This window comes from Synechococcus sp. CCY9202, assembly GCF_034931685.1.
Classification (GTDB): domain Bacteria; phylum Cyanobacteriota; class Cyanobacteriia; order PCC-6307; family Cyanobiaceae; genus CBW1002.
The window spans coordinates 1-23,287 of the sequence record NZ_JAYGID010000087.1 but is presented as its reverse complement, the minus strand read 5'-3'; the positions used below and the strand labels follow the sequence as shown (position 1 = coordinate 23,287).

At 67.0% G+C, this 23,287-nt stretch carries 26 protein-coding genes; 19 read left to right on the top strand and 7 right to left on the bottom strand.

Annotation, left to right across the window (positions count from 1 at the left end; genetic code table 11):
* Positions 1-352, bottom strand: a 352-nt coding sequence (gene arfB, locus VB777_RS11915; RefSeq protein WP_323249183.1) for an alternative ribosome rescue aminoacyl-tRNA hydrolase ArfB, incomplete at its 3' end; no start/stop codon positions are given.
* Between the two features lie 94 nt (positions 353-446).
* On the opposite strand from arfB, the gene speE reads away from it, so the two are divergent.
* Together speE and speB are read left to right on the top strand one after the other, a co-directional pair.
* On the top strand, positions 447-1,298 hold the full coding sequence (speE, locus tag VB777_RS11910; RefSeq protein WP_323249181.1) for a polyamine aminopropyltransferase: 852 nt from the start codon (positions 447-449) through the stop codon (positions 1,296-1,298).
* On the top strand, positions 1,295-2,176 hold the full coding sequence (gene speB, locus VB777_RS11905) for an agmatinase (protein ID WP_323249179.1): 882 nt from the start codon (positions 1,295-1,297) through the stop codon (positions 2,174-2,176). Before speE ends, speB begins: the two co-directional genes overlap by 4 nt.
* Before the next feature lie 16 nt (positions 2,177-2,192).
* Here the strand turns inward: speB and VB777_RS11900 are convergent, their stop codons facing one another.
* Positions 2,193-2,600 (bottom strand): Crp/Fnr family transcriptional regulator, encoded by a 408-nt coding sequence (locus VB777_RS11900; RefSeq protein ID WP_323249177.1) that lies wholly within the window; start codon positions 2,598-2,600, stop codon positions 2,193-2,195.
* A gap of 139 nt (positions 2,601-2,739) precedes the next feature.
* Entirely contained in the window at positions 2,740-3,012 is a 273-nt protein-coding gene (locus tag VB777_RS11895; RefSeq protein WP_323249175.1) for a hypothetical protein, read from the bottom strand.
* A 233-nt stretch (positions 3,013-3,245) separates the two neighbouring features.
* Here VB777_RS11895 and gcvT point away from each other — a divergent pair, with 233 nt between their 5' ends.
* The 5 genes from gcvT to VB777_RS11870 are packed head-to-tail and all read left to right on the top strand — an operon-like array spanning position 3,246 to position 7,710.
* Entirely contained in the window at positions 3,246-4,406 is a 1,161-nt protein-coding gene (gene gcvT / locus VB777_RS11890; RefSeq protein ID WP_323249174.1) for a glycine cleavage system aminomethyltransferase GcvT, read from the top strand.
* Positions 4,407-4,408: 2 nt separating this feature from the next.
* Positions 4,409-4,927 (top strand): 2-amino-4-hydroxy-6-hydroxymethyldihydropteridine diphosphokinase, encoded by a 519-nt coding sequence (folK, locus tag VB777_RS11885; protein ID WP_323249172.1) that lies wholly within the window; start codon positions 4,409-4,411, stop codon positions 4,925-4,927.
* The gene (locus tag VB777_RS11880) at positions 4,927-6,189 is read left to right on the top strand and encodes a glycosyl transferase (protein ID WP_323249170.1); all 1,263 of its coding nucleotides are present in this window, start codon (positions 4,927-4,929) and stop codon (positions 6,187-6,189) included. The genes folK and VB777_RS11880 overlap by 1 nt, the downstream gene beginning before the upstream one ends.
* 19 nt (positions 6,190-6,208) lie before the next feature.
* A complete protein-coding gene (locus VB777_RS11875; protein WP_323249168.1) occupies positions 6,209-6,979 on the top strand; it encodes a dihydropteroate synthase in 771 nt (256 codons plus the stop codon).
* Complete coding sequence (locus VB777_RS11870) at positions 6,976-7,710, top strand: SDR family oxidoreductase (RefSeq protein WP_323249166.1); 735 nt, start codon at positions 6,976-6,978, stop codon at positions 7,708-7,710. Before VB777_RS11875 ends, VB777_RS11870 begins: the two co-directional genes overlap by 4 nt.
* Here VB777_RS11870 and VB777_RS11865 read toward each other — a convergent pair.
* The gene (locus VB777_RS11865) at positions 7,690-8,181 is read right to left on the bottom strand and encodes an NUDIX domain-containing protein (RefSeq protein ID WP_323249164.1); all 492 of its coding nucleotides are present in this window, start codon (positions 8,179-8,181) and stop codon (positions 7,690-7,692) included. The two genes, VB777_RS11870 and VB777_RS11865, sit on opposite strands and share 21 nt — an antisense overlap.
* A 74-nt stretch (positions 8,182-8,255) precedes the next feature.
* Positions 8,256-9,860, bottom strand: a complete 1,605-nt coding sequence (locus VB777_RS11860; RefSeq protein WP_323249162.1) for an MFS transporter — start codon at positions 9,858-9,860, stop codon at positions 8,256-8,258.
* 152 nt (positions 9,861-10,012) lie between these two features.
* Here VB777_RS11860 and aspS point away from each other — a divergent pair, with 152 nt between their 5' ends.
* From aspS to VB777_RS11830, 6 genes are all read left to right on the top strand, one after another.
* On the top strand, positions 10,013-11,836 hold the full coding sequence (gene aspS, locus VB777_RS11855; RefSeq protein ID WP_323249160.1) for an aspartate--tRNA ligase: 1,824 nt from the start codon (positions 10,013-10,015) through the stop codon (positions 11,834-11,836).
* Positions 11,837-11,932: 96 nt separating this feature from the next.
* Positions 11,933-12,148, top strand: coding sequence for a Nif11-like leader peptide family natural product precursor (locus tag VB777_RS11850; protein ID WP_197158245.1), 216 nt, complete (start codon positions 11,933-11,935; stop codon positions 12,146-12,148).
* Between the two features lie 148 nt (positions 12,149-12,296).
* Entirely contained in the window at positions 12,297-12,788 is a 492-nt protein-coding gene (locus VB777_RS11845; protein ID WP_197171051.1) for a Dps family protein, read from the top strand.
* An 83-nt stretch (positions 12,789-12,871) separates the two neighbouring features.
* Positions 12,872-14,587 (top strand): CTP synthase, encoded by a 1,716-nt coding sequence (locus VB777_RS11840; protein ID WP_322758069.1) that lies wholly within the window; start codon positions 12,872-12,874, stop codon positions 14,585-14,587.
* Positions 14,588-14,670: 83 nt separating this feature from the next.
* Complete coding sequence (locus tag VB777_RS11835; protein WP_323249188.1) at positions 14,671-15,315, top strand: 7-carboxy-7-deazaguanine synthase QueE; 645 nt, start codon at positions 14,671-14,673, stop codon at positions 15,313-15,315.
* A gap of 185 nt (positions 15,316-15,500) precedes the next feature.
* Positions 15,501-16,982 (top strand): diguanylate cyclase, encoded by a 1,482-nt coding sequence (locus tag VB777_RS11830; RefSeq protein WP_323249158.1) that lies wholly within the window; start codon positions 15,501-15,503, stop codon positions 16,980-16,982.
* Positions 16,983-16,991: 9 nt separating this feature from the next.
* Here VB777_RS11830 and VB777_RS11825 read toward each other — a convergent pair whose 3' ends face one another.
* Positions 16,992-17,540, bottom strand: coding sequence for an ecotin family protein (locus tag VB777_RS11825; protein WP_323249156.1), 549 nt, complete (start codon positions 17,538-17,540; stop codon positions 16,992-16,994).
* A 203-nt stretch (positions 17,541-17,743) separates the two neighbouring features.
* Between VB777_RS11825 and queC the strand changes: the two genes are divergently transcribed.
* The 6 genes from queC (at position 17,744) to VB777_RS11795 (ending at position 23,094) form a co-directional block, all read left to right on the top strand.
* Positions 17,744-18,427: a 7-cyano-7-deazaguanine synthase QueC gene (gene queC, locus VB777_RS11820; protein WP_323249185.1), complete on the top strand. Its 684-nt coding sequence runs from the start codon at positions 17,744-17,746 to the stop codon at positions 18,425-18,427.
* Positions 18,424-19,854 (top strand): anthranilate synthase component I family protein, encoded by a 1,431-nt coding sequence (locus VB777_RS11815; RefSeq protein ID WP_323249154.1) that lies wholly within the window; start codon positions 18,424-18,426, stop codon positions 19,852-19,854. Before queC ends, VB777_RS11815 begins: the two co-directional genes overlap by 4 nt.
* Positions 19,851-20,705 carry an aminotransferase class IV gene (locus tag VB777_RS11810; RefSeq protein WP_323249152.1) on the top strand — a complete coding sequence of 285 codons (855 nt, stop codon included), beginning with the start codon at positions 19,851-19,853 and terminating at the stop codon, positions 20,703-20,705. The genes VB777_RS11815 and VB777_RS11810 overlap by 4 nt, the downstream gene beginning before the upstream one ends.
* 236 nt (positions 20,706-20,941) lie before the next feature.
* Entirely contained in the window at positions 20,942-21,328 is a 387-nt protein-coding gene (locus tag VB777_RS11805) for a hypothetical protein (RefSeq protein ID WP_323249150.1), read from the top strand.
* Positions 21,329-21,486: 158 nt separating this feature from the next.
* Entirely contained in the window at positions 21,487-22,692 is a 1,206-nt protein-coding gene (gene fmdA, locus VB777_RS11800) for a formamidase (RefSeq protein WP_323249148.1), read from the top strand.
* Between the two features lie 123 nt (positions 22,693-22,815).
* Positions 22,816-23,094 carry an FmdB family zinc ribbon protein gene (locus VB777_RS11795; RefSeq protein ID WP_323249146.1) on the top strand — a complete coding sequence of 93 codons (279 nt, stop codon included), beginning with the start codon at positions 22,816-22,818 and terminating at the stop codon, positions 23,092-23,094.
* Here VB777_RS11795 and VB777_RS11790 read toward each other — a convergent pair.
* On the bottom strand, positions 22,999-23,287 hold a 289-nt coding region (locus tag VB777_RS11790; protein WP_323249190.1), incomplete at its 5' end, for a hypothetical protein. The genes VB777_RS11795 and VB777_RS11790 overlap by 96 nt on opposite strands.

Genomic DNA, 23,287 nt, shown 5'->3' with positions numbered 1-23,287 from the left:
GCGTGGCACGCCGCGGCGGCGGCGGCGGCGCCATGGCCTGCTGCAGCAGCTCCACCAGACGCTGCCGCGCCGCCACCCGGTTCTGCCACTGGGAACGGTGCTCAGAGGCCGTGATCACCACCGCCCCCTCCACCAGGCGCCCCTCCAGACGACGCAGGGCGCGGGCCTTCTGCAGAGGCGGCACGGCAGCGGACGTGGCCAGGGGGAACACCAGCTCCACGCGTGAATCGGTGGTATTCACGTTCTGACCACCGGGCCCGGAGGAGCGGGAGAAGCGCCAGCTCAGGTCCGCCGCCGGGATCAGCACCGCCGCCGTGACGCGCAGATCACCACTGGGCTGTTGGCCTGGCATGTGTTCAGGATGACAGGACACCTGCCAGAGACAGCGAGGTGAAACATGGATGCTGTGTAACCGTACGGAGATTCACTCCGGGCGGCCCCACCCCATGGCGAACCCCAAAACCTGGATCGACGAGATCTTTGATGGCGTGCGCTACGGCCTGGCCGGCCGTGTACTCGCAGAAGAGCAGTCGCCCTACCAGCTGGTGACGATCATCGAGAGCCAGCGCTACGGCAAGGGGCTGCTACTGGATGGCTGCTGGATGACCGCCGAGCGGCAGGAGCGGCACTACCACGAGGCGATCGTGCATCCGGCCCTGTGCGGCGCCGCGTCGATCGAGCGGGTGCTGGTGATCGGCGGCGGCGATGGCGGCACCGCCCGCGAATGCCTGCGCCACGCCGGCGTGCAGCACCTCGACATGGTGGAAATCGACGGGCTGGTGGTGGAGTGGAGCCAGCGGCATCTGCCCTCGATCGGGGGCGGCTGCTGGAGCGACCCCCGTTTCCACCTCACCGTGGGCGATGGCATCGCCTGGGCCGCCAACGCACCGCCGGCCAGCTACGACGTCGTGATCGTGGATGGCTCCGATCCCGCCGGCCCGGCCGAGGGCCTGTTCAATCGGGCCTTCTTCGAGCACTGCCGCCGCATCCTCAAACCCGGCGGCGTGTTCGCCACCCAGAGCGAATCCCCCGAGGCCTTCCGGCAGGTGCACCTCGACACCGTGCGCCTGCTGCGCGAGGTGTTCGGCCACGCCGATCCGATGTACGGCTGGGTGCCGATGTATCCAAGCGGCTGGTGGAGCTGGACCTTCGCCGCCCTTGATGGCCGCCGCTATCTGGAGCCGGATTCAGCGCGCGCCGCGGCCATCCGCGAGGGCTGTGAGATCTGGTCGCCCCGCTGGCAACGTGGGGCCTTCGACGCCATCCCCGCAGGCATCGAGCGCGCACTCAACGCATGAACAACCTCTTTGTCACGGATTTGTTTGACACCGATGGTGCCATCTACATGGCCAGCCGCCGCGATCCCGCCGGCTGCCGCGTGGGGTTGTTCGGCGTGCCCTACGACGGCACCACCTCCTTCCGCCCCGGCACCCGTTTCGGGCCTGCAGCGATCCGCGAGGTGAGCAGCGGCCTCGAGACCTACTGCCCCCAGCTGGACCTGGATCTGGATGATCTGGCCTTCGCCGACCTCGGGGCCCTGGAGATCCCCTTCGGAGCACCGGAACCGGTGGTGGCAGCGGTGCGGCGGGGCACGGAACACCTGCTGAGCCTGGGCCTGCGGCCTCTGATGCTGGGCGGCGAGCACTCGATCAGTTCCGGTGCCGTGGGCGCCGTGGCGGTTCACCACCCGGATCTGGTGCTGGTGCAGCTCGATGCCCATGCCGATCTGCGCCACAGCTGGCTCGGCACCCAGCACAGCCATGCCTGCGCCATGCGGCGCTGCCTGGAGGTGTTGCCCAGCCAGGAGCTGCTGCAGATCGCCATCCGCAGCGGCACCCGCGAGGAATTCAGCGAACTCCACCAGAGCGGCCGCCTGGTGGCGATCGAGCGGATGGCCGCGGCTCTGCACCCCCTGCGCGGCCGCCCCCTCTATCTCACCGTGGATCTGGACTGGTTCGATCCCGCCGTGATGGCCGGCACCGGCACGCCAGAACCCGGCGGCTTCCTCTGGAACGACTTCGCCGCCCTGGCGGACGAGCTTCGCCACCACAACCTGGTGGCAGCGGATGTGGTGGAGCTGGCCCCCCAGCTCGATCCCAGTGGGGTGAGCAGCGTGCTGGCCGCCAAGGTGTGCCGCAGCCTGCTGTTGCTGCTGGGCCGGGCGGCCGGCCACTGATCGCACCCCGCTGGAGTCAGTAGCAACAGGTGCCGCTGGTGCGCTGCTCCCGCAGGCGATCGTGCTGCTGACCCAGGAGCATCACCGCCAGGGTGGGGTGGTTATGCAGCAGGTTGAGGAAGCGCAGCCGCTCCAGACGCAGCACTTCCACCGGGGTGCGCGCGATGGCATCGTTGAGGAAGGCCATCTGGCGCCACATGATCTCCTGGTAGCTGAAGAGCTCGCCCGCCCTGTAGCAGAGCCGAGACCCGTGCTCATCAACCAGCTCGACGATGCCGCGGCGGACGGCATAGATGGCGTCAGCCGTGCGGCCCCGCGAAAAGATATGGGCGCCGGTGGGAAACGTGAAGGTCTCGCAATCGACCTGACCGGCCATCAGGGCGAGGGGAGACGGAGCGGCGGGTGTCGTGACCAATCTGGTCACCTCCTGGCTGAAAGGTTCTGATGATTACATTCCTACAACCGCCGCGGCCACAACGGCAGCAAGAAGCACCAAGCCTCGGTTTTCCGGCACAGATCCGTGGCCCTTGCTCAACAGCTCAGACCTGAGGGCATGAGCCGCTTCAGGCTTCCCACCGCTGCGGTTCGTCAGGCTCCACGGCCAGGCAGAGCTGACGGCTGGGGAGGTGGCTGGCGCGGGCAACCATGCCGGTTGAGCCTGCCCCCTCTGGGCCCATGCCAGGCAGCCGGGCTGGTCTGGCCGTCCAGTGGTGGCACCAGAGGTCGCCGGCCAGGTCGGGATGGATGGCCAGGCGGCGCAGCTGGCACCAGCCCATCTCCTCGCCGCGGGGCGGCGTGCAGTGACGACAGCTGCGGCAGCTGGAACGCTGACCCATCAAAACTCGATCAAGGCGCCCAACGTAAGGAGTTCGCGGACCGATCGCCAGGGAAATGGCCCGAATCCTCCACTTTCCTTCGGGAAGTGTCCCTTGAAGGGACGCTTCTGGACATTGATCGGTTCCGCATCGCCGCTGACATCCCCACGCGCAAACCATGCGGCTGCTGTCCAGCAGCGGCTCTCCAGCTTCTGCTCTCCATAGGATCCGGCCAGCGCTGCATCCCACCTGCCATGGCCGACTCCGCCACCGATCCGCTGCAACGCACGCCCCTGTTCGAGGCCGCCCGCGACGCCGGGGGGCGGATGGTGCCCTTCGCCGGCTGGGAGATGGCTGTGCAGTTCGGCGGGCTGGTGCAGGAGCACACGGCCGTGCGCCAGCGCTGCGGCCTGTTCGACATCTCCCATATGGGGGTGCTCACCCTGCGGGGGGAGGGGGTGAAAGACGCGCTCCAGACCCTGGTGCCGACCGATCTGTTCCGCATCGGCCCCGGCGAAGCCTGTTACACGGTGCTGCTCAACGAGGCGGGCGGCATCCTCGATGACCTGATCGTCTACGACTGCGGCCAGGTGGGCGGCCAGGAGGCCGGCGAGGGCGGCAGCAGGGGCGAGCTGGTGCTGGTGATCAACGCCGCCTGCATCGAAGCCGACACCGCCTGGCTGCGCCGCCACCTCGAGCCTCAGGGGGTGACCCTCACCGACCGCAAGGGCGACGGGGTGCTGCTGGCCCTGCAGGGCCCGGAGGCGCCGGCACGGCTGGAGGCCCTCAGCGGCGCCGATCTCTCCGGCCTGCCCCGCTTCGGCCATCGGCAGATCCTGCTGTCCGGCGCCGCCACCGGAGCGGCCGCCGGCGCCCCCGTGTTCGTGGCCCGCACCGGCTACACCGGCGAAGACGGCTTCGAACTGCTGCTGGATCGCCAGGCCGGCCTCGCCCTCTGGCAACAGCTGCTGGCCGAGGGGGTGGAGCCCTGCGGCCTCGGGGCCCGCGACACCCTGCGCCTGGAGGCGGCCATGCACCTCTACGGCAACGACATGGATGCAACCACCACACCCCTGGAGGCCGGCCTCGGCTGGCTGGTGCACCTGGAGATGCCCAAGCCCTTCATCGGGCGGCAGGCCCTGGAGCGGCAGACAGCGGAAGGCGTTGGGCGGCGGCTGGTGGGCCTGGAGCTGCAGGGGCGTGCCATCGCCCGCCACGGCTACCCGGTGCTGTGTAACGGCGAGCCGGTGGGGGAGATCACCAGCGGCAGCTGGTCGCCCACGCTGGGCAAGGCGATCGCCCTGGCGTCGGTGCCGGTTGGCTCCGCCCGCCTCGGCACGGAGCTGGCGGTGGAGATCCGCGGGCGCGAGGAGCCAGCGCTGGTGGTACGGCGGCCTTTTCTGCGGCGGGGTTGAGGGTGGCCTGGACGGAGCGGGCCGATTCACCACGGCAGGCCGCCATCGCCCTGGGCAGCAACCTGGGCGACTGCCGCGCCACCCTGGAGGGCGCCCTGGTGGAGCTGGATGCCAGCCCCGGCATCCGCCTGCTGCGTCGCTCCGCCTGGTACCGCAGCGCACCGGTGGGGCCGCCGCAACCCGACTATCTCAACGGCTGCGCCGTACTGGAGGTGCTCCTGTCGCCGGAGGCGCTGCTCGATCGGCTGCTGGAAACGGAGACCCGATTCGGGCGGGTGCGGGCCGAGCGTTGGGGGCCGCGCACCCTCGACCTCGACCTGATCCTGCTCGGCGACCTGCGCCTGGATGGCGAGCGCCTGCAGCTCCCCCATCCGCGCATGCGGGAGAGAGCCTTCGTTCTGGTGCCGCTGGCGGAGATCGCGCCCGACTGGATCGATCCGCTGACGGGCCTCAACGTGGCGGCCCTGGCCCGGCAGCTGCCGGACGACGGCGGCCTGGAGCGGCTGGCGCTGCAGAGCTGATGAGCGACTTCTTCCAGAACGGCATCGTCACCACCCTCCACGACCTGGGGGGACGCAGCGAGGCCTGTCTGGCGGCTGCGGTGGCGGAGCAGGCGCAGCGCCTGCCGCTCACCCTGGTGCTGCCCTGTCTGCACGCCGAGCTGCGGGGTCCGGCCCTGGAGCCGTTCGTGCGCCAGCTGGCCACCATTCCCTGGCTGAACGAGATCGTGATCGGCCTCGATCGGGCCGATGCCGCTGGATTCCGCGAGGCCCTCGCCCTGTTCAGCCAGCTGCCCCAGCCGCACCACCTGATCTGGAACGATGGCCCCCGGGTCACCGCACTGATCAAAGACCTGGGGCATCAGCAGCTGGCGCCGGCGGAACGGGGCAAGGGCCACAACATCTGGCTCTGCCTGGGCCTGGTCCAGGCCCTCGGGCGGGCCGAGGTGGTGGCCCTGCACGATTGCGATGTGGTGAGCTTCACGCCGCGGATGCTGGCCCGGCTCGTCTATCCGCTGCTGCATCCCGACAGCGGTTTCGTGTTCGCCAAGGCCTACTACCCGCGGATCAGCGCTGGGGTGATGTACGGGCGGGTCAGCCGCCTGTTCGTCACCCCCCTGCTGCGGGCCCTGCGGCGCTGCCTGCCCCCCAGCCGCTACCTGGAATTTCTCGACAGCTTCCGCTACCCGCTCGCCGGCGAGTGCGCCATGCGGTGGAGCGCGGCACGGCGTCTGCATCTGCCCAGCGACTGGGGAATGGAAATCGGCGTGCTCACCGAGATATTCCGCGATCACTCCACCCGCCAGCTCTGCCAGGTGGACATCGCCGAGGCCTACGACCACAAGCACCAGCCGTTCCCGCCCGAAACCGATCACAAGGCCGATCACGAGACCGATCACGGCGGTGGCGGCAGTGGCCTCGGGCGGATGGGCCGCGACATCGCCCTGGGGCTGTTCCGCGGGCTGGCGGCCCAGGGCCAGGTGCTCGATCTGGCGCTCGTGCGCAGTCTCGCGACCGCCTATCAGCGGATCGTGCTGGATCTGCTCGATTCCCACGCCGCCGACGCCGCCCTCAACGGCCTGCGGCTCGATCGCGGCGAGGAGACCCGCGCCGTCTCCTTCTTCGCCGCCTGCCTGCTGGAGGCCGGGCGGAGTTTCGTGCAGGAGGATCAGCTCTCCCGGCTCACTCCCACCTGGGATGAGGTGAGCCAGCGCAGGCCCGAGGTCCTGTCGAGGCTGGCAGCGGCGGTGGCGGCCGACCGGGCCGACCATGCTGGCGCCTGAGCCCCCCAGCTTCGCCTTGATGAGCACGCCCCATCCCCGCACCCTGCTCGGCGTGATCAACCTCTCGCCGGAATCGATGGTGAGAGACTCGGTGGTGGCGGGCACGGAGCAGCTCCTGCAACGGGCCGCCTGGTTGCACAGCCAGGGCTGCGCCGTGATCGATCTGGGTGCCCGCTCGATCACGCCAACGGCGGCGATGATCAACGACGCGGAGGAACAGCGCCGGCTGCTGCCCGCCCTGGGCCGGCTGCTGCAGGAGGGCTATCGGGTGTCGGTGGACACCTGGAGTTCGCAGACCGTGCGCGTCGCCCTGGAGGCCGGCGCCACCGCCATCAATTTCACCGGCGCAGACATCGAGCCCTCGGCCCTGGCGGCGGTGGCGGCAGCCGGCGCCTCATTGATGCTCACCTACATGCCCTATGGCGACGCCTACCGCATGCGCACTGCCGCTCCGGTGCCCTACCGGTTGCAGGGGCTGCTCGATCACCTCGGCCCGCGGGTGGAGCAGGCCCGGGCCGCCGGCGTGGGTGAGGTGATCATCGATCCCAACCTCGGCATCATCCACCCCGCCACCGACGATGTCGGCAAGATCCAGCTGCAGAACAGCGTGCTCTGGAACCTGGATGTGCTGCGCCAGCTGGGCTGCCCGATCCTGCTCTACGCCGCCCGCAAGCCCGAGCGGCTGGCGCGCATCCTGTTCGCCTCGAATGTGCTCTTTGCCGGCGCCGACTGGATCCGCACCCACCATCCCGACATGATCCAGGCAATGCTGACGGCGGCGACGCCATGAGCGACCTGCCTCTGCACGGCCGGGTGGCCCTGGTCACTGGCGGCGGGCGCCGCACCGGCCGGGCGATCGCCCTGGCCCTGGCGGGCGCTGGCGCCGATGTGGTGGTCCATTACCGGCACAGCGAAGCCGAGGCCCGTGAGGCGGTGGAGCAGGTGGAGCGGCTGGGGCGGCGCGGCCTGGCCCTGGCGGCTGATCTGGCGGATGCTGAAGCCACCGCAACCGCCTTCGCCACAGCGGTGGAGCGGCTGGGGCGGCTCGACATCCTGGTGAACAACGCGGCCGGCATCGTCTGGAAGCCGCTGGGGGCGATGGATGTGGCCGATTGGCATCGCAGCATCGACGACACCCTCCACATCACTTACCACGCCTGCCGTGCCGCCCTGCCATGGATGCGCCACCAGGGGTACGGCCGCATCGTCAACCTGATTGATGTCGACGCCGATGCGCTGATGGCGGTGCCGATGGTCACCCCCTACAAGATCGGCAAGACCGGCGTGCTGCAGCTCAGCCGCACACTGGCCGTCACAGAGGCTCCGTACGGCATCACGGTCAATGGCGTTTCACCCGGCACCCTGGAGAACTCGGAGCGCAAGCCGCCACTCGAACGGATCCCGGCCGGCCGCTACGGCAGAACCGAGGAGGTGGCGCGGGCGGTGCTGTTCCTGGCCGATCCGGCCAGCGGCTACATCACCGGAAGCAACATCAAGGTCTCAGGCGGTTATCTGATCTGATGCGACCTGATCTGACACGAGCTGATCCGACATGACCTGTTCAGCCATCGCCGCATAGTGATCAGACATGTCTGCGTCCAGATAGCCTTGGATCAATCGACTCGTGAAGCTGTTGAGCGGATAATCGAGCGCCTGCTGTGGGGGCACCCAGGCCCATTCGGCGATCTCGTGATTAGGGCTGATGGCGGTTGTGGTGCTGAAGGCGTAGTAGTTGATCAACATGAAGTGCACAGGACGGTGGAATTGTGCATCTTCCACGGCTTCCTGCAGCAGGGCGAACTGCACGGACGCCAGCTCCAGGCCAACCTCCTCCCGCAATTCGCGCCGCAGTGCGCTGTCGAGGGTTTCACCCCATTCCACCTTTCCGCCCGGCACGCCCCAGCTTCCGCGCCACTTGAGCGTGCGCACAATCAGCACACGCAGGCATGGCCCTGTGACCAAGGCGCCGACGGTGGGAATGGGGTAAACCATGGTCCCCGCTGACACCGCGGCCACGCTACCGCCACTGCATCGCGGACAGGATCCCGTGGCAGGAACGCATCACCTCATGGGCGCAGCATCGGCACGGTGACCCGGCGTGATAAAGCGATCAGAACCGTGACCAGAACCAGCATCAGCAGGATCAGCCAGCCCATCCCATGCAGCACACTCATGATCGCCTCAATCGTGGGAGTGGCATTCCTGCCGATGACTGTCATCAGCAGCTGCCTGGAGATGCCGTACTGGCCCTCCAGCACCTCACGACCATGGCCGCTGGCCACAAGTCGGGAGATGGTTTGGATCACCGCGTCAGACAAGGGCAGGGTCTTGAGCTGCTGCTCAAGCGTGCTGCGGAAGGTGCCAAGCAGCACATTCACCGCCAGAGCCGAACCCAACGACCAGGCAGAGGTGGCCAGAACGTGACGCACCGCTTCCAGATTGGCCAGCAATGGCTTATCGGTCATGGCTGTGATCGTGGAGGTGAGCCCCACCCTCACGAAGGTGAGAAAGAACGAGAAGGATGCCGTCGATGAGGCAATCACCAGGATGGGCACCTGGGATGGAGCCATCACGAAGGTGATCGGCAAGATCAGACAGCCCAGCAGGCCCAGTCCAACGCTCCTGGCCATGCCGATCCGGGAACTGATAGCAGCGAACACAAAGGAGCTGGCAATTCCCGCCAGGCTGGCCAGGGTCATCCAGGCTGAGATACTGGCGAGATCGAGCTGATAGCGAATCGCCAGAAAGCGCTCGGCGCAGTATCGGTAGTCAATCGAGAATAGTGCCGCCAGAGCCAGAAGCAGCAGACCAATTCTTGGGTTGATCAGAAATCTGAATCCGCCGGCGATCGAGCCTGATCGCCGCAGGGACATGGCCGCGAGCATCATCAGGGCGATGATCAGAGCCATGCCGGCAGGCACCCAGGTCGGCTGGAACGCGTGGATGATCGGCAGCGTGCTGATCAGGGACGCGCAGCCTCCTGCAGCCAGCAGGACGATCCAGTCACTGGCCTGGACCTGGGCGTGCTGGGCAGCCGCTTCGCGTCTGTCGGGGCGAACGAAAACCTGCAGCAGCAGCAGCGTCAGCAGGAACAGACATCCCCACAGCCCGCCGATCACAGCCGCACTGTTCTCGGTCTGCACCAGGATCCAGCTGTTGAGGATCGGCGAGGCCACAAAGGCCAGACTGTTGGCCAGCGTATTGGCCGCGACGAGCACAGCAATCTGCTGCGCATCAGCGGCGCCACCGCAGAGCATGGCGTAGGACGAGACCCGCACGCAGCCATCAGCGCAGCCCATCAGGACCAACCCGGTGGCGAGCGAGGCCAGGCCCGCATGGCCGGCCAGCAGCAAGCAGCCTGCAATCCAGAGGGCAAGGCCGGCAGCCAGACAGCGTTTCGTGCCAAGCAGGCGGCACAGCGTGCTGGCGCAGAACACGATCAGCAGGCCGCTGGCGATCGCTGTGCAGCGCAGCAGATTGACCTGAGCTGTGGTGATGCCGAGCTGCGGCTGCAGATCCAGCAGCACAAACGAGATGCCGATCACAGAAAAGGTGCTGACCAGCGTGGCCAGCAGGCTGACGCCGATCGGCGCCAGTTCCGCCGGGGGCAGCCATGGGTGGACAGGTCCCTGCCGCGCGGCCATCGACAGGCTCGTGTCTGCGCCGATCATCCCAGCCCTTTTCGGGGATCGTCTGGAACCAGCTCCACCGATACCGATGGTGAGCCTCGGGCTGATGTCCCGTGCTGATGTCCCGGCCTGATGCCCTGGTCAGCGGAGACCAGGCCCCATGGGAAAATCCGCGATTCCCCAGCAACTTCACCATGCGCAGCCACGGGTGCGGCGACCTGCGTGCCGACCACGCCGGCCAGGACGTGCAGCTCTGCGGCTGGGTGGACCGGCGCCGCGATCACGGCGGTGTGATCTTCATCGATCTGCGCGACCGCAGCGGCACCGTGCAGATCACGGTGGACCCCGACCTGGGAGCCGATGCCTTCGCGGTGGCCGAGCACCTGCGCAACGAAACCGTGATCCAGGTGGCGGGCACCGTGCGCGCCCGGCCCGGTGAATCGCTCAACGAGAAGCTGGCCACGGGGGCGGTGGAGGTGCTGGCCGCCACCATCTCGGTGCTCAATGCCGTCAAGGGGAATCTGCCCTTCCCGGTCTCGGTGCACGACGAGGAGAACACCCGCGAGGAGCTGCGGCTGCGCCACCGCTACCTGGATCTGCGTCGCGAGCGCATGAACGGCAACCTGCGCCTGCGAGCCCGGACCATCCAGGCCGCCCGCCGTTTCCTCGAAGACGCGGGCTTCATCGAGGTGGAAACGCCGGTGCTGACTCGCTCCACCCCCGAAGGTGCCCGCGACTATCTGGTGCCCAGCCGGGTCTGCGGCGGCGAGTGGTTTGCCCTGCCCCAGTCGCCCCAGCTGTTCAAGCAGCTGCTGATGGTGGGCGGCATCGAGCGCTACTACCAGGTGGCCCGCTGCTTCCGCGACGAAGACCTGCGCGCCGACCGCCAGCCGGAGTTCACCCAGCTGGACATCGAGATGAGCTTCATGGGCCAGGAGGAGATCCTCGAGCTCAACGAAGCCCTGATCGCCACCATCTGGAAGGCCGTCAAAGGCGTGGAGCTGCCCCGTCCCTTCCCCCGGCTCACCTGGCACGAGGCCATGGAGCGCTACGGCACCGACCGGCCCGACACCCGCTATGGCATGGAGCTCACCAACGTGAGCGACCTGGTGGCCGGCATGGGCTTCAAGGTGTTCAGTGGCGCCGTGGCGGCCGGCGGCTCGGTGAAGTGCATCGCCGTGCCCGGCGGCAATGACGCTCTCAGCAATGTGCGCATCAAGCCCGGCGGTGATGTGTTCAGCGAGGCCCAGAAGGCGGGGGCTGGCGGCCTGGCCTTCATCCGCGTGCGCGAGGGCGGTGAGATCGACACGATCGGCGCCATCAAGGACAACCTCAGCGCCGCCACCAGGGCCGAGCTGCTGGAGCGCACCGGTGCGGTGCCCGGCACCCTGCTGCTGTTCGGCGCCGGCGACACCGCCACCGTGAACAAGGCCCTCGATCGGGTGCGTCAGTATCTGGCCCGCGAGCTGGGGATGGTGCAGCCCGACCGGGAGAACGACGCCTGGAACTTCCTCTGGGTGGTGGATTTCCCGATGTTCGAGTTCAACGCCGGTGACAACCGGCTCGAGGCGCTGCATCACCCCTTCTGCGCCCCCAACACCGAGGATCTGGGCAGCGATCCCGGCCAATGGGCCGACACCCTCCCCACGGCCCGCGCCCAGGCCTACGACCTGGTGCTGAACGGCCTGGAGCTGGGCGGTGGCTCGCTGCGCATCCACGACTCGGCCCTGCAGCGCCAGGTGCTGCAGACCATCGGCCTGCCCCTGGAGGAGGCCAACCGCCAGTTCGGCTTCCTGATGGAGGCCCTCGACATGGGCGCCCCTCCCCACGGCGGCCTGGCCTTCGGTGTCGACCGGATCGTGATGCTGCTGGCCGGCGAGGAGTCGATCCGCGACACGATCGCCTTCCCCAAGACCCAGCAGGCCCGCTGCCTGATGACCCAGGCCCCCGCCGATGTGGCAGACGCGCAGCTCGAAGAGCTGCATGTGGCCAGCACCTGGAGCGAGGAGGAGAGCTGACGGCAGGGCCCGGCAAGCTCTGGAGGGGTCCAGCCGGGAGCCCCATGAGATCAGAATTCAGAGGCCCTGCTCGGGGCCACCGTTGGAGGTTGGGCCATGTCCCTCGATCAGCTGAAGGCCTTTCTCGGCAGGGTGCAGGACGATCCAGGTCTGCGGGCGGCGGTGCAGGCGGCCGCCACCGCCGATGACGTGGCCCAGATCGGCGCCGGCCTGGGGTATGTCTTCTCCGGCGATGAGCTGTTGCGGCTCTCCGGCAAAAAAGTGGGGCGGGTCACCGTGACCAAGCAGGACATCCCCGGCGAATACAACTGAACCGCTGCCCAGAGACACGACCGAGCCGTTCAACGACCGAGCGGCCGGCCGGTGGCGATCCGGCGCCGTGCGGCGTCCGTTCCTACAATGGGAGGGGCCCCGCCCCAGGCTTCCCCGGCCCCCTGCCAGACCTTCGCCTCCCTCGGCCATGACCACAGCTTCCAGCAACCCAGCGATCGACATCGGCATCCCTGAAGCCACGCGGCGGCAGATCGCCGACGAGCTCGGCCGCCTGCTGGCCGACAGCTACGTGCTCTACGGCAAGACCCATGGCTTCCACTGGAATGTGACCGGGCCGATGTTCAACACGCTCCACCTGATGTTCATGGACCAGTACACGGAGCTCTGGACCGCCCTGGACGTGATCGCCGAACGCATCCGCGCCCTCGGCTTCCCCGCCCCGTTCGGTGGCGCCACCTTCGCCGGCCTGGCCTCGATCGCCGAAACCGAGGGAGTGCCGCCGGCCCTGGCGATGGTGCGGGAGCTGGTGAGCGGCCATGAGGCCGTGGCCCGTACTGCCCGCAAGGTGTTTGCGGTGGCCGACGAGGCCAACGACCAGCCCACCGCAGACCTGCTCACCCAACGGCTGCAGATCCACGAGAAGACCGCCTGGATGCTGCGCAGCCTGCTGGAGGGCTGACCCCTCTTTTCTGAGCGAGGGTGGCCCTTGCGGCGGAAGGGGCGTGTCGTGAACCGATACATTGAAAAATTAGCCGTTCCACCATGTCCCAGGTCGCCAGCGCCAAGCCCCCCGCTCCGAGCCGGGCCACGCAGGCGAAATTCGTCTTCGTGACGGGGGGCGTGGTGTCGAGCATCGGCAAGGGGATCGTGGCCGCCAGCCTCGGGCGCCTGCTCAAGAGCCGCGGCTACAGCGTCTCGATCCTCAAGCTCGACCCCTACCTGAACGTGGACCCGGGCACGATGAGCCCGTTCCAGCACGGTGAGGTGTTCGTCACCCAGGACGGCGCCGAGACCGACCTCGACCTGGGCCACTACGAGCGCTTCACCGACACCGCCATGTCGCGCCTCAACAGCGTGACCACCGGCTCGATCTACCAGGCGGTGATCAACAAGGAGCGCCGCGGCGACTACCAGGGCGGCACCGTGCAGGTGATCCCCCACATCACCGGCGAGATCCGGGAGCGGATCCACCGGGTGGCCGCCAACAGCGGCGCCGATGTGGTGATCACCGAAATCGGCGGCACCGTGGGCGACATCGAGTCGCTGCCGTTCCTGGAAGCCATCCGCGAGTTCCGCGGCGACGTGGGCCGCCAGGATCTGGCCTACGTGCACGTGACCCTGCTGCCCTACATCGGCACCTCGGGCGAACTCAAGACCAAACCCACCCAGCACTCGGTGAAGGAGCTGCGCTCGATCGGCATCCAGCCCGATGTGCTCGTGTGCCGCAGCGACCGGCCGTTCAGCGACGACCTCAAGGCCAAGATCGGTGGTTTCTGCGGTGTGCCCACCCGGGCCGTGATCCCCGCCCTCGATGCCGACAGCATCTACGCGGTGCCGCTGGCCATGGAGCACGAAGGCCTGTGCCGCGAGGTGCTCGATGTGCTCGGCCTCACCGACCACCCCAGCGACATGGAGCGCTGGCAGGAGCTGGTCACGAAACTGCGCAACCCGGGCCCTGCCGTGAAGGTGGCCCTGGTGGGCAAGTACGTGCAGCTCAACGACGCCTACCTCTCGGTGGTGGAGGCCCTGCGCCACGCCTGCATCGATCGCGACGCCTCCCTCGATCTGCACTGGATCTGCGCCGAACAGATCGAGGAACGCGGCGCGGAAGCCCTGCTGAGGGGCATGGATGCGGTGGTGGTACCGGGCGGCTTCGGCCATCGCGGCGTCGATGGCAAGGTGGCGGCGATCCGCTGGGCCCGGGAGCAGCAGGTGCCGTTCCTGGGGCTCTGCCTGGGCATGCAGTGCGCCGTGATCGAGTGGGCCCGCAACCAGGCCGGCCTGGTGGGGGCGACCAGCGCCGAACTGGATGGCGACACGGCCCATCCGGTGATCCATCTGCTGCCCGAGCAGCAGGATGTGGTCGACCTGGGCGGCACCATGCGCCTGGGGGTCTACCCCTGCCGGCTGACGCCGGGCAGTCTCGCCGCCGAGCTCTACGGCGATGCGGTGGTCTACGAGCGCCACCGCCACCGCTACGAGTTCAACAACGCCTATCGCAACCTCTTCGTCGAGTCGGGCTACACGATCAGCGGCACCTCCCCCGATGGCCGCCTGGTGGAACTGATCGAGCTGCGCGACCACCCCTTCTTCACGGCCTGCCAGTACCACCCCGAATTTCTGTCGCGGCCCGGCAAGCCCCATCCCCTGTTCCGCGGCCTGATCGCCGCGGCCCAGCAGCGGCTGCCCCAGGTCGAGGCCCCACCGGCCACGGCAACGACAACAACCGAGGCCGAGGCCACGCTCGTCGCCCCGTGACCACGCCGCTCTCCGGTGTAGCGGCAGACCAGCCCACCGCCGTCGCAGCGGGGGCACGACCAGGAGCCGCCGCTGGTCTGCAGATCGCTGTCACAGCGGCGGCACTGCCGGTGGTGGAAACCTTTCATTCCCTCCAGGGGGAAGGAGTCCACAGTGGTCGCAGCGCCTTCTTCATCCGCCTGGCTGGCTGCACGGTGGGCTGCCCCTGGTGCGACACCAAGCACTCCTGGCCCGCCGCTGCCCATCCACGCCACAGCCTGGAGGCCCTGGCGGCGAAGGCGCACGATGCCGCGGCGGCCGGTGCCGGCTTTGTGGTGATCACCGGCGGAGAACCCCTGCATCACGATCTCGACGAGCTCACCGCTGCGCTGCACCAGCGCACGGCCTTGCCGCTGCACCTGGAAACCAGCGGGGTGGACCGTCTCAGCGGCCACTTCGACTGGATCACCCTCTCGCCGAAGCGGCATCGCCCTCCATCCGACGATCTGCTGCGCCACTGCCACGAACTCAAGGTCGTGGTGCACGAGACGGCCGACCTTGGCTTCGCGGAGGTGATGGCCAGCGCCGCCAGCCGGCTCCGGGCGGGGAATGGCTCGGATCCGCCGGTGCTGCTGCTGCAACCCGGCTGGCAGAGCACCGACGGCCAGAGCCTGGCCCTCGGTTATGTGCAGTCCCATCCGGACTGGCGGCTGAGCCTGCAGCTCCACAAGAACCTGGGGGTGCGCTGATGGCAGGCAGGCATCGCTTCCTGATCGTGAATGTGATCACCAGCGTGGGGTTTCTGGCGCTGGCGCTGGTGACACAAGCTGTGGTCAGCCATCGCGTCCAGAAGAGTCTGCGCGCGAATCTCCGCTCGAAAGCGACGGACATTTCATTGCAACTCACCCAGGCGGTGAATGAGTCTGTTCGCTCCATGAGGGGACTCATAGCACGGCTCAGCGTCGACCCCTCCCTCTCTTACCCGACCTTCTTACAACTGGCCGATCAGAGCGTCAGCTCCCAGGATGGCCTGATCATCGTGGAATGGCAACCAATTGTAGAGGGCAAGGATCGGGCGAGCTTCGAGCGTACGATCCGCAATCAGGGCGGCCGTCTCAGCGACTTCCGGCTCTGGGAGCCGGTTCAGAACAACGCCAGTTCCAGACCGGCGCAGGCGCGCGACCTGCATGTGCCCGTGCTGTATGTCTACGAACGCTCGCCCAAGAGCAGCACAACGATGGGACTGGACCTGGCCTTCTCGCCGGAGAGGATGGAGTCGAAATGGCGCGCCCGCGACGAAGGGAATCCCGTGGCTTCCGGCCTGTTCCCGATCATCCGCTTTCCGGGTGATTCCGTCCATCCCGTTGGTTTTGCCGTCACCGTGCCTGTCTATTACGGCGGAATTATTCCAGGACGTTTCACCGCACGCCAACAACAGATCGAGGGGTTTGCGGCACTGGTCTACGACCTCAACGCACTGATTCAATCCAAACTGATGGATCTTCAGAAACTCGGACTGAATCTGACCATCTCACAGCAAGGAAAGCCGGAACCGAATCTCACGATTCCAGCCGGACCCTCCAGCGCGACCGGACCCTCCACTGGGGTCAGTGCTGAGGCCCGCGCCCTGATCTTCGGCACACCCTGGACGATCCGTCTGGATGCCACCCAACCGTTCATTGATGCACAGAAGACGCCCCAAGACAACATCCTGCCCTGGTTCATCGCCCTGATGGGTATCACAGTATCTGGCTTCCTTGTCGCCCTGGAGCGAAACGTTGACACGCTTCAATCCACCCGCGATTCCCTGGTCCAAAGCAACGCCTTACTGCAGAAATCTGAGCAGAGTCTCAAGGAACTGGCCGTCCGCGATCCCCTCACCGGCCTGTTCAACCGGCGCGGCTTCCTGGAACGCGCCATACCGGAGCTGACACGAAGCCAGCGGTATCAGAGTCCACTGGCGCTTCTGATGCTCGATCTGGATCACTTCAAGCAGGTCAATGATCGCTGGGGTCACGAGACCGGTGATGGCGTGCTCCAACGATTGGCCCAGCTCTTCGAAGCCAGCATGCGGGGCGGTGATCTGGTGGCGCGTCAGGGCGGGGAGGAATTCGTGATCCTGCTCAGCCATACCGGACCAGAGGAGGCCCTGCAGATCGCCGAACGGATCCGCCAGAACGCTGCTGCGATCATCCACCATGCCCCAGCCAAGGACGCCATGGCAGACAGCCCATCCAGCGCCAGCGCGCCGGACTTTCAGGTCACCCTGAGCATTGGTTGCGCGATTGCTGAACCAGGCGTGGACATCGATGCGCTGCTGGCCCATGCAGACGCAGCTCTGTATGCCGCCAAGGAGGGGGGGCGCAACCGGGTCGTCGCCGCAGGCAATCCTGTCGCCCCCCTGGTCCAGCTTTAATTCACCCGATCACAGCACCTGCGCGGGCCGCTGACGCTTCTCCGCCTTCCAGAGGCGCCAGCGCACCTCCAGATCGGCGGGGGCATAGATCACGATCGGCAGGCTGGCGTTGTAAGGCACCACAAAGGGCTTGCCGCCGCCCAGGGTCACGAAGGCCTGCCGCGGCTTCTCGTTGGGCGGGCAGGCCATCAGGGTCGAGGCCACCGGCCCGGGAGCCGTGACCCGATAGACGGTGTAGCCCCAGCCCTTCAGCGACTCGGCCTTGATCGAGCCACCGAGACGGCGATGGTTGCAATCCACCTCCATCGTGCGTCCCACCATCAGCTCCACCCGCCAGTCGGCCGGGTTGGGGGAGAGGGCCGGATCGGGGGAGGGCTGCAGCAGGCCCGGCAACTGGATCACCCAGCGGCGCTCGCCTGCCGCCGCCGCTGGGAACGGCTTGAGATCGAGGCGGGGGATGGCCTGTGCGGCCCCCTGGGCGGCGATCAGTGTCCCCAGGGCAAGGCAGGCGAGTGTGAGGCGGGGCGTCGACCCCGCGGCGGCCTTGAAACTCGTCATCCCAACCATGCGGCGGCTTCCCCATCCTGAACGGCAGCGGCCCTGGGGACCAGCCCTTCGCCTGTGGACAGACACCACACAGACACCACGCTGCGGACAACCCCAGGCGGGCAGATCCGCCAGGATTCCTGCACGCTCCTGCCTCCGCCGCCTTGCGCGCCGCCGCTTCCCCTGATTCCCCGCCCCAGACGGATTCCCGGCCGCTGACCGTGGCCCTGCTGTCCGGCGGTCTCGATTCGGCCACCGCCACCGCCCTGGCCCTGGAAGCGGGCCACCGGGTGATCGGGCTGTCCTTCGACTACGGCCAGCGCCATCGCCGCGAACTCGAGGCCGCCAAGGCCGTGGCGCGCAGCCTCGAGCTGGAGGAGCACCACACGATCAGCGTCAACCTGGCGGCCTGGGGCGGCTCCTCCCTCACCGATCTGGCCATGGCCGTGCCCAGCGGCGGCGTGGAGGAGGGCGTGATCCCGTCCACCTATGTGCCAGGCCGCAACACCGTGTTCATTGCCCTGGGGCTGAGCCTGGCCGAAGCCCGGGGGGGCCAGCGGCTGGCCCTGGGCGTGAATGCGGTCGACTACTCCGGCTATCCCGACTGCCGGCCCGACTACCTGGAGGCCTTCCAGCACCTGGCCGACCTGGCCAGCAAGGCCGGGCGCCAGGGCCGCGGCATCCAGCTCTGGGCGCCGCTGGTGCAATGGAGCAAAACGCGGATCGTGCAGGAAGCCCTGCGGCTGGATGTGCCGATCGCGGCCACCTGGAGCTGCTACAGCGGCGGCAGCAGCCCCTGCGGGGTGTGCGACAGCTGCCGCATCCGCGATGCCGCCCTGATCGAGGCCGGCCGCGCCGACCTCGCCAGCCCCGGCCTCACCAGCCACCAGGCCCCGTGATCGAGCCTTCCACGGGCTTGCGGGCCCAGGGTGGCCTGCAGCACCGCACCCTGGCCTGGCGGGATCCGGCGGTGGTGGTTCAGGTGCTGGCGGATCAGCACGGCCAGGACGGCCTGGTCTGGCTCGATGGCGACGGCACCGTCCTGGGGCGCCGCAGCCTGGTGGGCCTGGCGCCGCTGGAGGTGGTGACCTGCCGCGGCCTGCCGGGGGAGCCAGGCGCCCGGGATCCGTTCGCGGCGCTGGCGGCGATGGTGGCCGGCGGCGGCCACTGGATGGGCTGGTTGTCGTACGAGGCCGGTGGCTGGGTGGAGACCGGCGAAGCCTGGCGATCACCGGCCATGGCCCAGCTCTGGGCCGCCCGCCACGATCCGGTGCTGGAGTTCGACGCGGCCGCAGGCTGCCTGCGGCTCGAGGGCCACGATGGCGCGCGGCTGGCGGCGATGGCCGCAGCGATCGAGGCCCTGGCCCCAACGGACCCTGCTTCCAGCGCAGCTCAAGCAGCAAGCGCAGCACCTACAAAACGCGCAGACGCGGCAGAACCAGAGCCACTGGAGCCCGGACTGCCGCTGGAGAACTGGCGCTGGCACACCGATGGGGCGGCCTTTGCCGCCGGTGTGGAGCGCATCCACGACTGGATCGCCGCCGGGGATCTGTTCCAGGCCAATCTCACCGCCTGCTGCGAGCAAGAACTGACGGGCCGCGTCGATCCGCTGGCGCTCTACCAACGGCTGCGGCGGCGCTGCCCGGCGCCCTTCGGCGGGCTGGCGATCGCGACCGGAACCAAGGGGAGCAACCCGGCCCAGACCCCGGTGGAGGCCATCCTCTCGGCCTCACCGGAGCGCTTCCTGCAGGTGAGCGCCAGCGGTCTGGTGGAAAGCCGGCCGATCAAGGGCACCCGGCCGCGGCACCACGACCCGGTGATCGACGCGGATGCCGCCGCCGATCTGGTCAGCAGCGCCAAGGACCGGGCCGAGAACGTGATGATCGTCGACCTGCTGCGCAACGACCTGGGCCGGGTGTGCGTGCCGGGCTCGATCCAGGTGCCCCAGCTGGTGGGTCTGGAAAGCTACGCGCAGGTGCACCATCTCACCTCGGTGGTGCAGGGGCAGCTGCGCGACGGGCTGGGCGTGGTGGATCTGCTCCGGGCCTGCTGGCCGGGCGGCTCGATCACAGGGGCGCCGAAGGTGCGGGCCTGCCGGCGGCTGCATGGGCTCGAACCGGTGCCGCGCGGGCCCTACTGCGGCTCCCTGTTCCGCCTCGCCCACGACGGCAGCTTCGACAGCAGCATCCTGATCCGTTCGCTGTTCCTGCAGGGCCGCACCCTGCGGGCCCATGCCGGCTGCGGCATCGTGGCCGATTCCGATCCCCACGATGAGGCGGAGGAGCTGGGCTGGAAGCTGGGGCCCCTGCTGGAGGCGCTGGCGTGACCAGCCCGCCTGATCCAACCAGCTCCCCGGCCGTGATCGCCTGGATCGACACCCCCAGCCCCCAGGGCTCCTGGGGCCATCCCGACGGCCTGGCACTGCCCCTCAGCGACCGGGGGCTGCTGCTCGCCGATGGCCTGTTTGAAACGCTGTTGATCGAAGCCGGCCAGCCCCATCTGCTGGCGGCCCATCTGGAGCGCTGGCACCGCTCCGCTGCCCTGCTGGGCCTGGCCCCGCCGCCGGATCAGGCGCGCCTGGTTCCCCTGATCGCTGAGGCTGTGGCGCGCAGCGGCATCAGCAGCGGCGCCCTGCGGCTCAACTGGACTCGAGGCAGCAGCGGCCGCGGCCTCGCCGTGCCTTCGCACAGCAGCCACCGCTTCTGGCTCAGCCTCAGCACCACAACGCCCTGCTTCGAGCCCGTGCGGGTGATCGTGAGCCCCAGCGAAACCCGCAGCGCCACCAGCCTGCTGAGCCGCTGCAAAACCTTCGCCTATGGCTCCGCCATCCAGGCCCGCCGCCAGGCCGAGGCCTCAGGCGCCGACGACGCCCTCTTGCCCAGCAGCGCCGGCGGGTTGTGTTGCGGCACCAGCGCCAATCTGCTGCTGCGGCGCGGCGATCGCTGGCTCACACCGCCCCTGAGCAGCGGCTGCCTGCCCGGGGTGATGCGGCAGCAGGCTCTCCGCCATGGCCTGGCCGAGGAAAGCCCGATCAGCGAGCAGGATCTGGCCAGCGGCGACGGCGCCCTGCTGCTGAACAGCCTCGACTGTCGCCCGATCAGCCGGCTCGGATCGAAGGCATTGCCAGGCGTGAGTCAGGTGGAGCGGTTCTGGCGATTTCTGCTGAGCGATGGATGAGGCAAATCGGGCAACCCCAGCAGAGGGTTGTCATAAGGTCCCAAAAGCTTTTGAGTGACAGCGTGAAGGTTGAGACGGGGGCGCCAGGTCGGCCACACGTACACAAACCAACCCGCCGGCACAGGCAGCGAGGCCTGTGGCGTGCTGTCCCCCCGTTCGTACTCATCCTGGCTGGGATTGGTGCTTGCGGAAGCCCCAGGGAGGTGCCGCTACAGAACGCCAAAGTGGGCGATCCCTTGGTGCAGGTTGAGGGAACCCGCGTGGAGCTGGCCCAGTCGTTTCAGCCCGGTGTATCCAATGGGTTGTACAAAGGGGCGGTGCGGGTGTTCGGAGCCGACCAGCCCTCAGCAGGAAGCCTCTATGCGCTGAATGCGATCTGCAGCATCAAGGACACACCCAACTGGCCGGCCTATGACAATCTTTACGGATACCCCATACAAGAGGTAGGCCAAGCCCGTAGCCTGAGTGGACAGCCCCGCTGGCAAGTTCTTTATCACTTTGACGGTCGGATCGAGGGGACAGGCCCACTCAAACCGCAGGCATGGACTTCTCGACTTAAAGATAATCTCTGCCGCCGCGGCGATTTTGACGACAGCAAGGTGCGCCAACCCCCTGGCACGTGATGCTCGGACCGAGCAGCGGGGCTGCGCAGCAACATCGACGCCGAGCAGAGCCCACTGCTGCCAACCCATTTGCGGCAGTTCAGTATCCGTCGACACTGTTGATCGGGAAGGCCTCGCCTTAGATGAGGTCGATGAAACATCCTCATCCTCAAAATTAAATGCCAAAAACACTCTTCAAGGTTGACCTAACCAAGCCCATGGACCAGCAGGAGATGCCTGGCCATAATCGGTGGCATCCAGAAATCCCTGCCGTCGCGTCCGTCAACCCTGGTGATGTATTCCGGATTGAATGCAAAGACTGGACTGATGGACAGATTAAGAACAATGATGATCCTCAAGACGTTGCCGACGTCAACCTTGAAGTCGTTCATGTCCTGAGTGGGCCTATCTGGGTCAACGGGGCTCAGCCTGGCGACATTCTCGTGGTGGACATCCTGGATGTCGGAGCACTCCAGGGAGATGAGTGGGGCTTCAATGGGATCTTCGCCAAGGAGAATGGAGGCGGTTTTCTCACCGACCATTTCCCCAAGGCCGCGAAGTCGATCTGGGATCTCGAAGGGATCTACACAAGTTCACGGCACATTCCCGGGGTGCGCTTTGCTGGCATCACCCACCCCGGCCTGATCGGCTGCGCCCCCTCCCATGAACTGCTGCGGGAATGGAACCGAAGGGAAACCGAGTTGGTCAACACGGCACCAGATCGCCGAACCTACGGTGCAGGGCTCTCGGGGAGCGAGCCAGTGCTGGCGGCCTTACCGAATCCCAACAGCGCAATTCTGGGCAGCCTGCCGACCGCCGACTTCGAACGCGTAGCCAACGAGGCGGCCCGCACGGTCCCACCTCGGGAGCATGGCGGCAACTGCGACATCAAGAATCTGACCAAGGGGGCAAGGATCTATTTCCCTGTCTATGTGGAGGGTGCAAAACTTTCCATGGGTGACATCCACTTCTCACAAGGCGACGGAGAGATCTCTTTCTGTGGCGCCATTGAGATGTCGGGCTATCTCGATCTGCACGTGGAGATCATCAAAGGGGGTGTAGAGAAGTACGGGATGGTGAATCCCATGTTCAAGACAAGCCCGGTCGAACCGCATTTCACCGATTACCTGGTCTTCGAAGGGATTTCCGTTGATGAGTTTGATGGCAAGCAGCATTACATGGATGTTCACATCGCCTACCGACGCGCCTGCCTTAATGCCATTGAATACCTGAAGAAGTTCGGCTTCACCGGCGAGCAAGCCTACATGCTGCTGAGCTGTGCACCTGTTGAGGGCAGAATCAGCGGAATTGTAGACATTCCAAATGCTTGCTGCACCCTCGCGATCCCAACCTCAATCTTCGAAAAGGACATTTTGCCCTGTTGATGGAGCTTCACTCAGATCACATCGTTGGCCTGCTTGATTGACCAACTATGTGGCGGCCCTAGGGAGACCTGCTTCTAAGCACGTCTCCTTTTTTCTACTCCTGCTCTCCCGATTGGAAGACCGATGCCAGTTTATGAATTCAGCTGCAGTAGTGGCTGCGAAAACTATGAGGTTTGGCGGACCATTGACTCCCGCCAACAAAATACCGACTGCCCAGAATGTGGCGCACAGGGTAGCCGGGTCTTCAGCCCTCCAATGACACTTACTGGATCATTTCGCCTCAAGCAGGAATCCAAGGAACCAGTTTTAGTCAGCGGTCAAAAGCAGGCTGAGCGCAGAGTAGAAAAGCCAAGACTGCGCGAGAGCAGCATTCGTCCCTGGATGGTGACCCGCGGCTGCTAAAGACTGAAGACGGCCACCAAGTCCTCGACAATCAAATCCACAAAAAACCACCAAGCCAATGATTAAGAGTTTGCTGAAAAACCCCGCTTCCTCTGCGAAAATGGGCCAGCTGCCCCAGGTTTGATGCGAGGTCAGCAGGAGCGCAGCGGCTCCTTGTTCTCCTACGTCTCGATCGAGGAGCGGATCCCGACCA

Bases quoted from the DNA above. Each gene is read 5' to 3' on its own strand.
- aspS (WP_323249160.1), top strand. From the start codon at position 10,013: ATGCGCAGCCACGGGTGCGGCGACCTGCGTGCCGACCACGCCGGCCAG.
- speB (WP_323249179.1), top strand. From the start codon at position 1,295: ATGAACAACCTCTTTGTCACGGATTTGTTTGACACCGATGGTGCCATC.
- VB777_RS11860 (WP_323249162.1), bottom strand. From the start codon at position 9,860: ATGATCGGCGCAGACACGAGCCTGTCGATGGCCGCGCGGCAGGGACCT.
- VB777_RS11870 (WP_323249166.1), top strand. From the start codon at position 6,976: ATGAGCGACCTGCCTCTGCACGGCCGGGTGGCCCTGGTCACTGGCGGC.
- VB777_RS11865 (WP_323249164.1), bottom strand. From the start codon at position 8,181: ATGGTTTACCCCATTCCCACCGTCGGCGCCTTGGTCACAGGGCCATGC.
- VB777_RS11850 (WP_197158245.1), top strand. From the start codon at position 11,933: ATGTCCCTCGATCAGCTGAAGGCCTTTCTCGGCAGGGTGCAGGACGAT.
- VB777_RS11795 (WP_323249146.1), top strand. From the start codon at position 22,816: ATGCCAGTTTATGAATTCAGCTGCAGTAGTGGCTGCGAAAACTATGAG.
- speE (WP_323249181.1), top strand. From the start codon at position 447: ATGGCGAACCCCAAAACCTGGATCGACGAGATCTTTGATGGCGTGCGC.
- VB777_RS11840 (WP_322758069.1), top strand. From the start codon at position 12,872: ATGTCCCAGGTCGCCAGCGCCAAGCCCCCCGCTCCGAGCCGGGCCACG.
- VB777_RS11830 (WP_323249158.1), top strand. From the start codon at position 15,501: ATGAGGGGACTCATAGCACGGCTCAGCGTCGACCCCTCCCTCTCTTAC.
- fmdA (WP_323249148.1), top strand. From the start codon at position 21,487: ATGCCAAAAACACTCTTCAAGGTTGACCTAACCAAGCCCATGGACCAG.
- VB777_RS11825 (WP_323249156.1), bottom strand. From the start codon at position 17,540: ATGACGAGTTTCAAGGCCGCCGCGGGGTCGACGCCCCGCCTCACACTC.
- gcvT (WP_323249174.1), top strand. From the start codon at position 3,246: ATGGCCGACTCCGCCACCGATCCGCTGCAACGCACGCCCCTGTTCGAG.
- VB777_RS11895 (WP_323249175.1), bottom strand. From the start codon at position 3,012: ATGGGTCAGCGTTCCAGCTGCCGCAGCTGTCGTCACTGCACGCCGCCC.
- VB777_RS11845 (WP_197171051.1), top strand. From the start codon at position 12,297: ATGACCACAGCTTCCAGCAACCCAGCGATCGACATCGGCATCCCTGAA.
- VB777_RS11875 (WP_323249168.1), top strand. From the start codon at position 6,209: ATGAGCACGCCCCATCCCCGCACCCTGCTCGGCGTGATCAACCTCTCG.
- VB777_RS11880 (WP_323249170.1), top strand. From the start codon at position 4,927: ATGAGCGACTTCTTCCAGAACGGCATCGTCACCACCCTCCACGACCTG.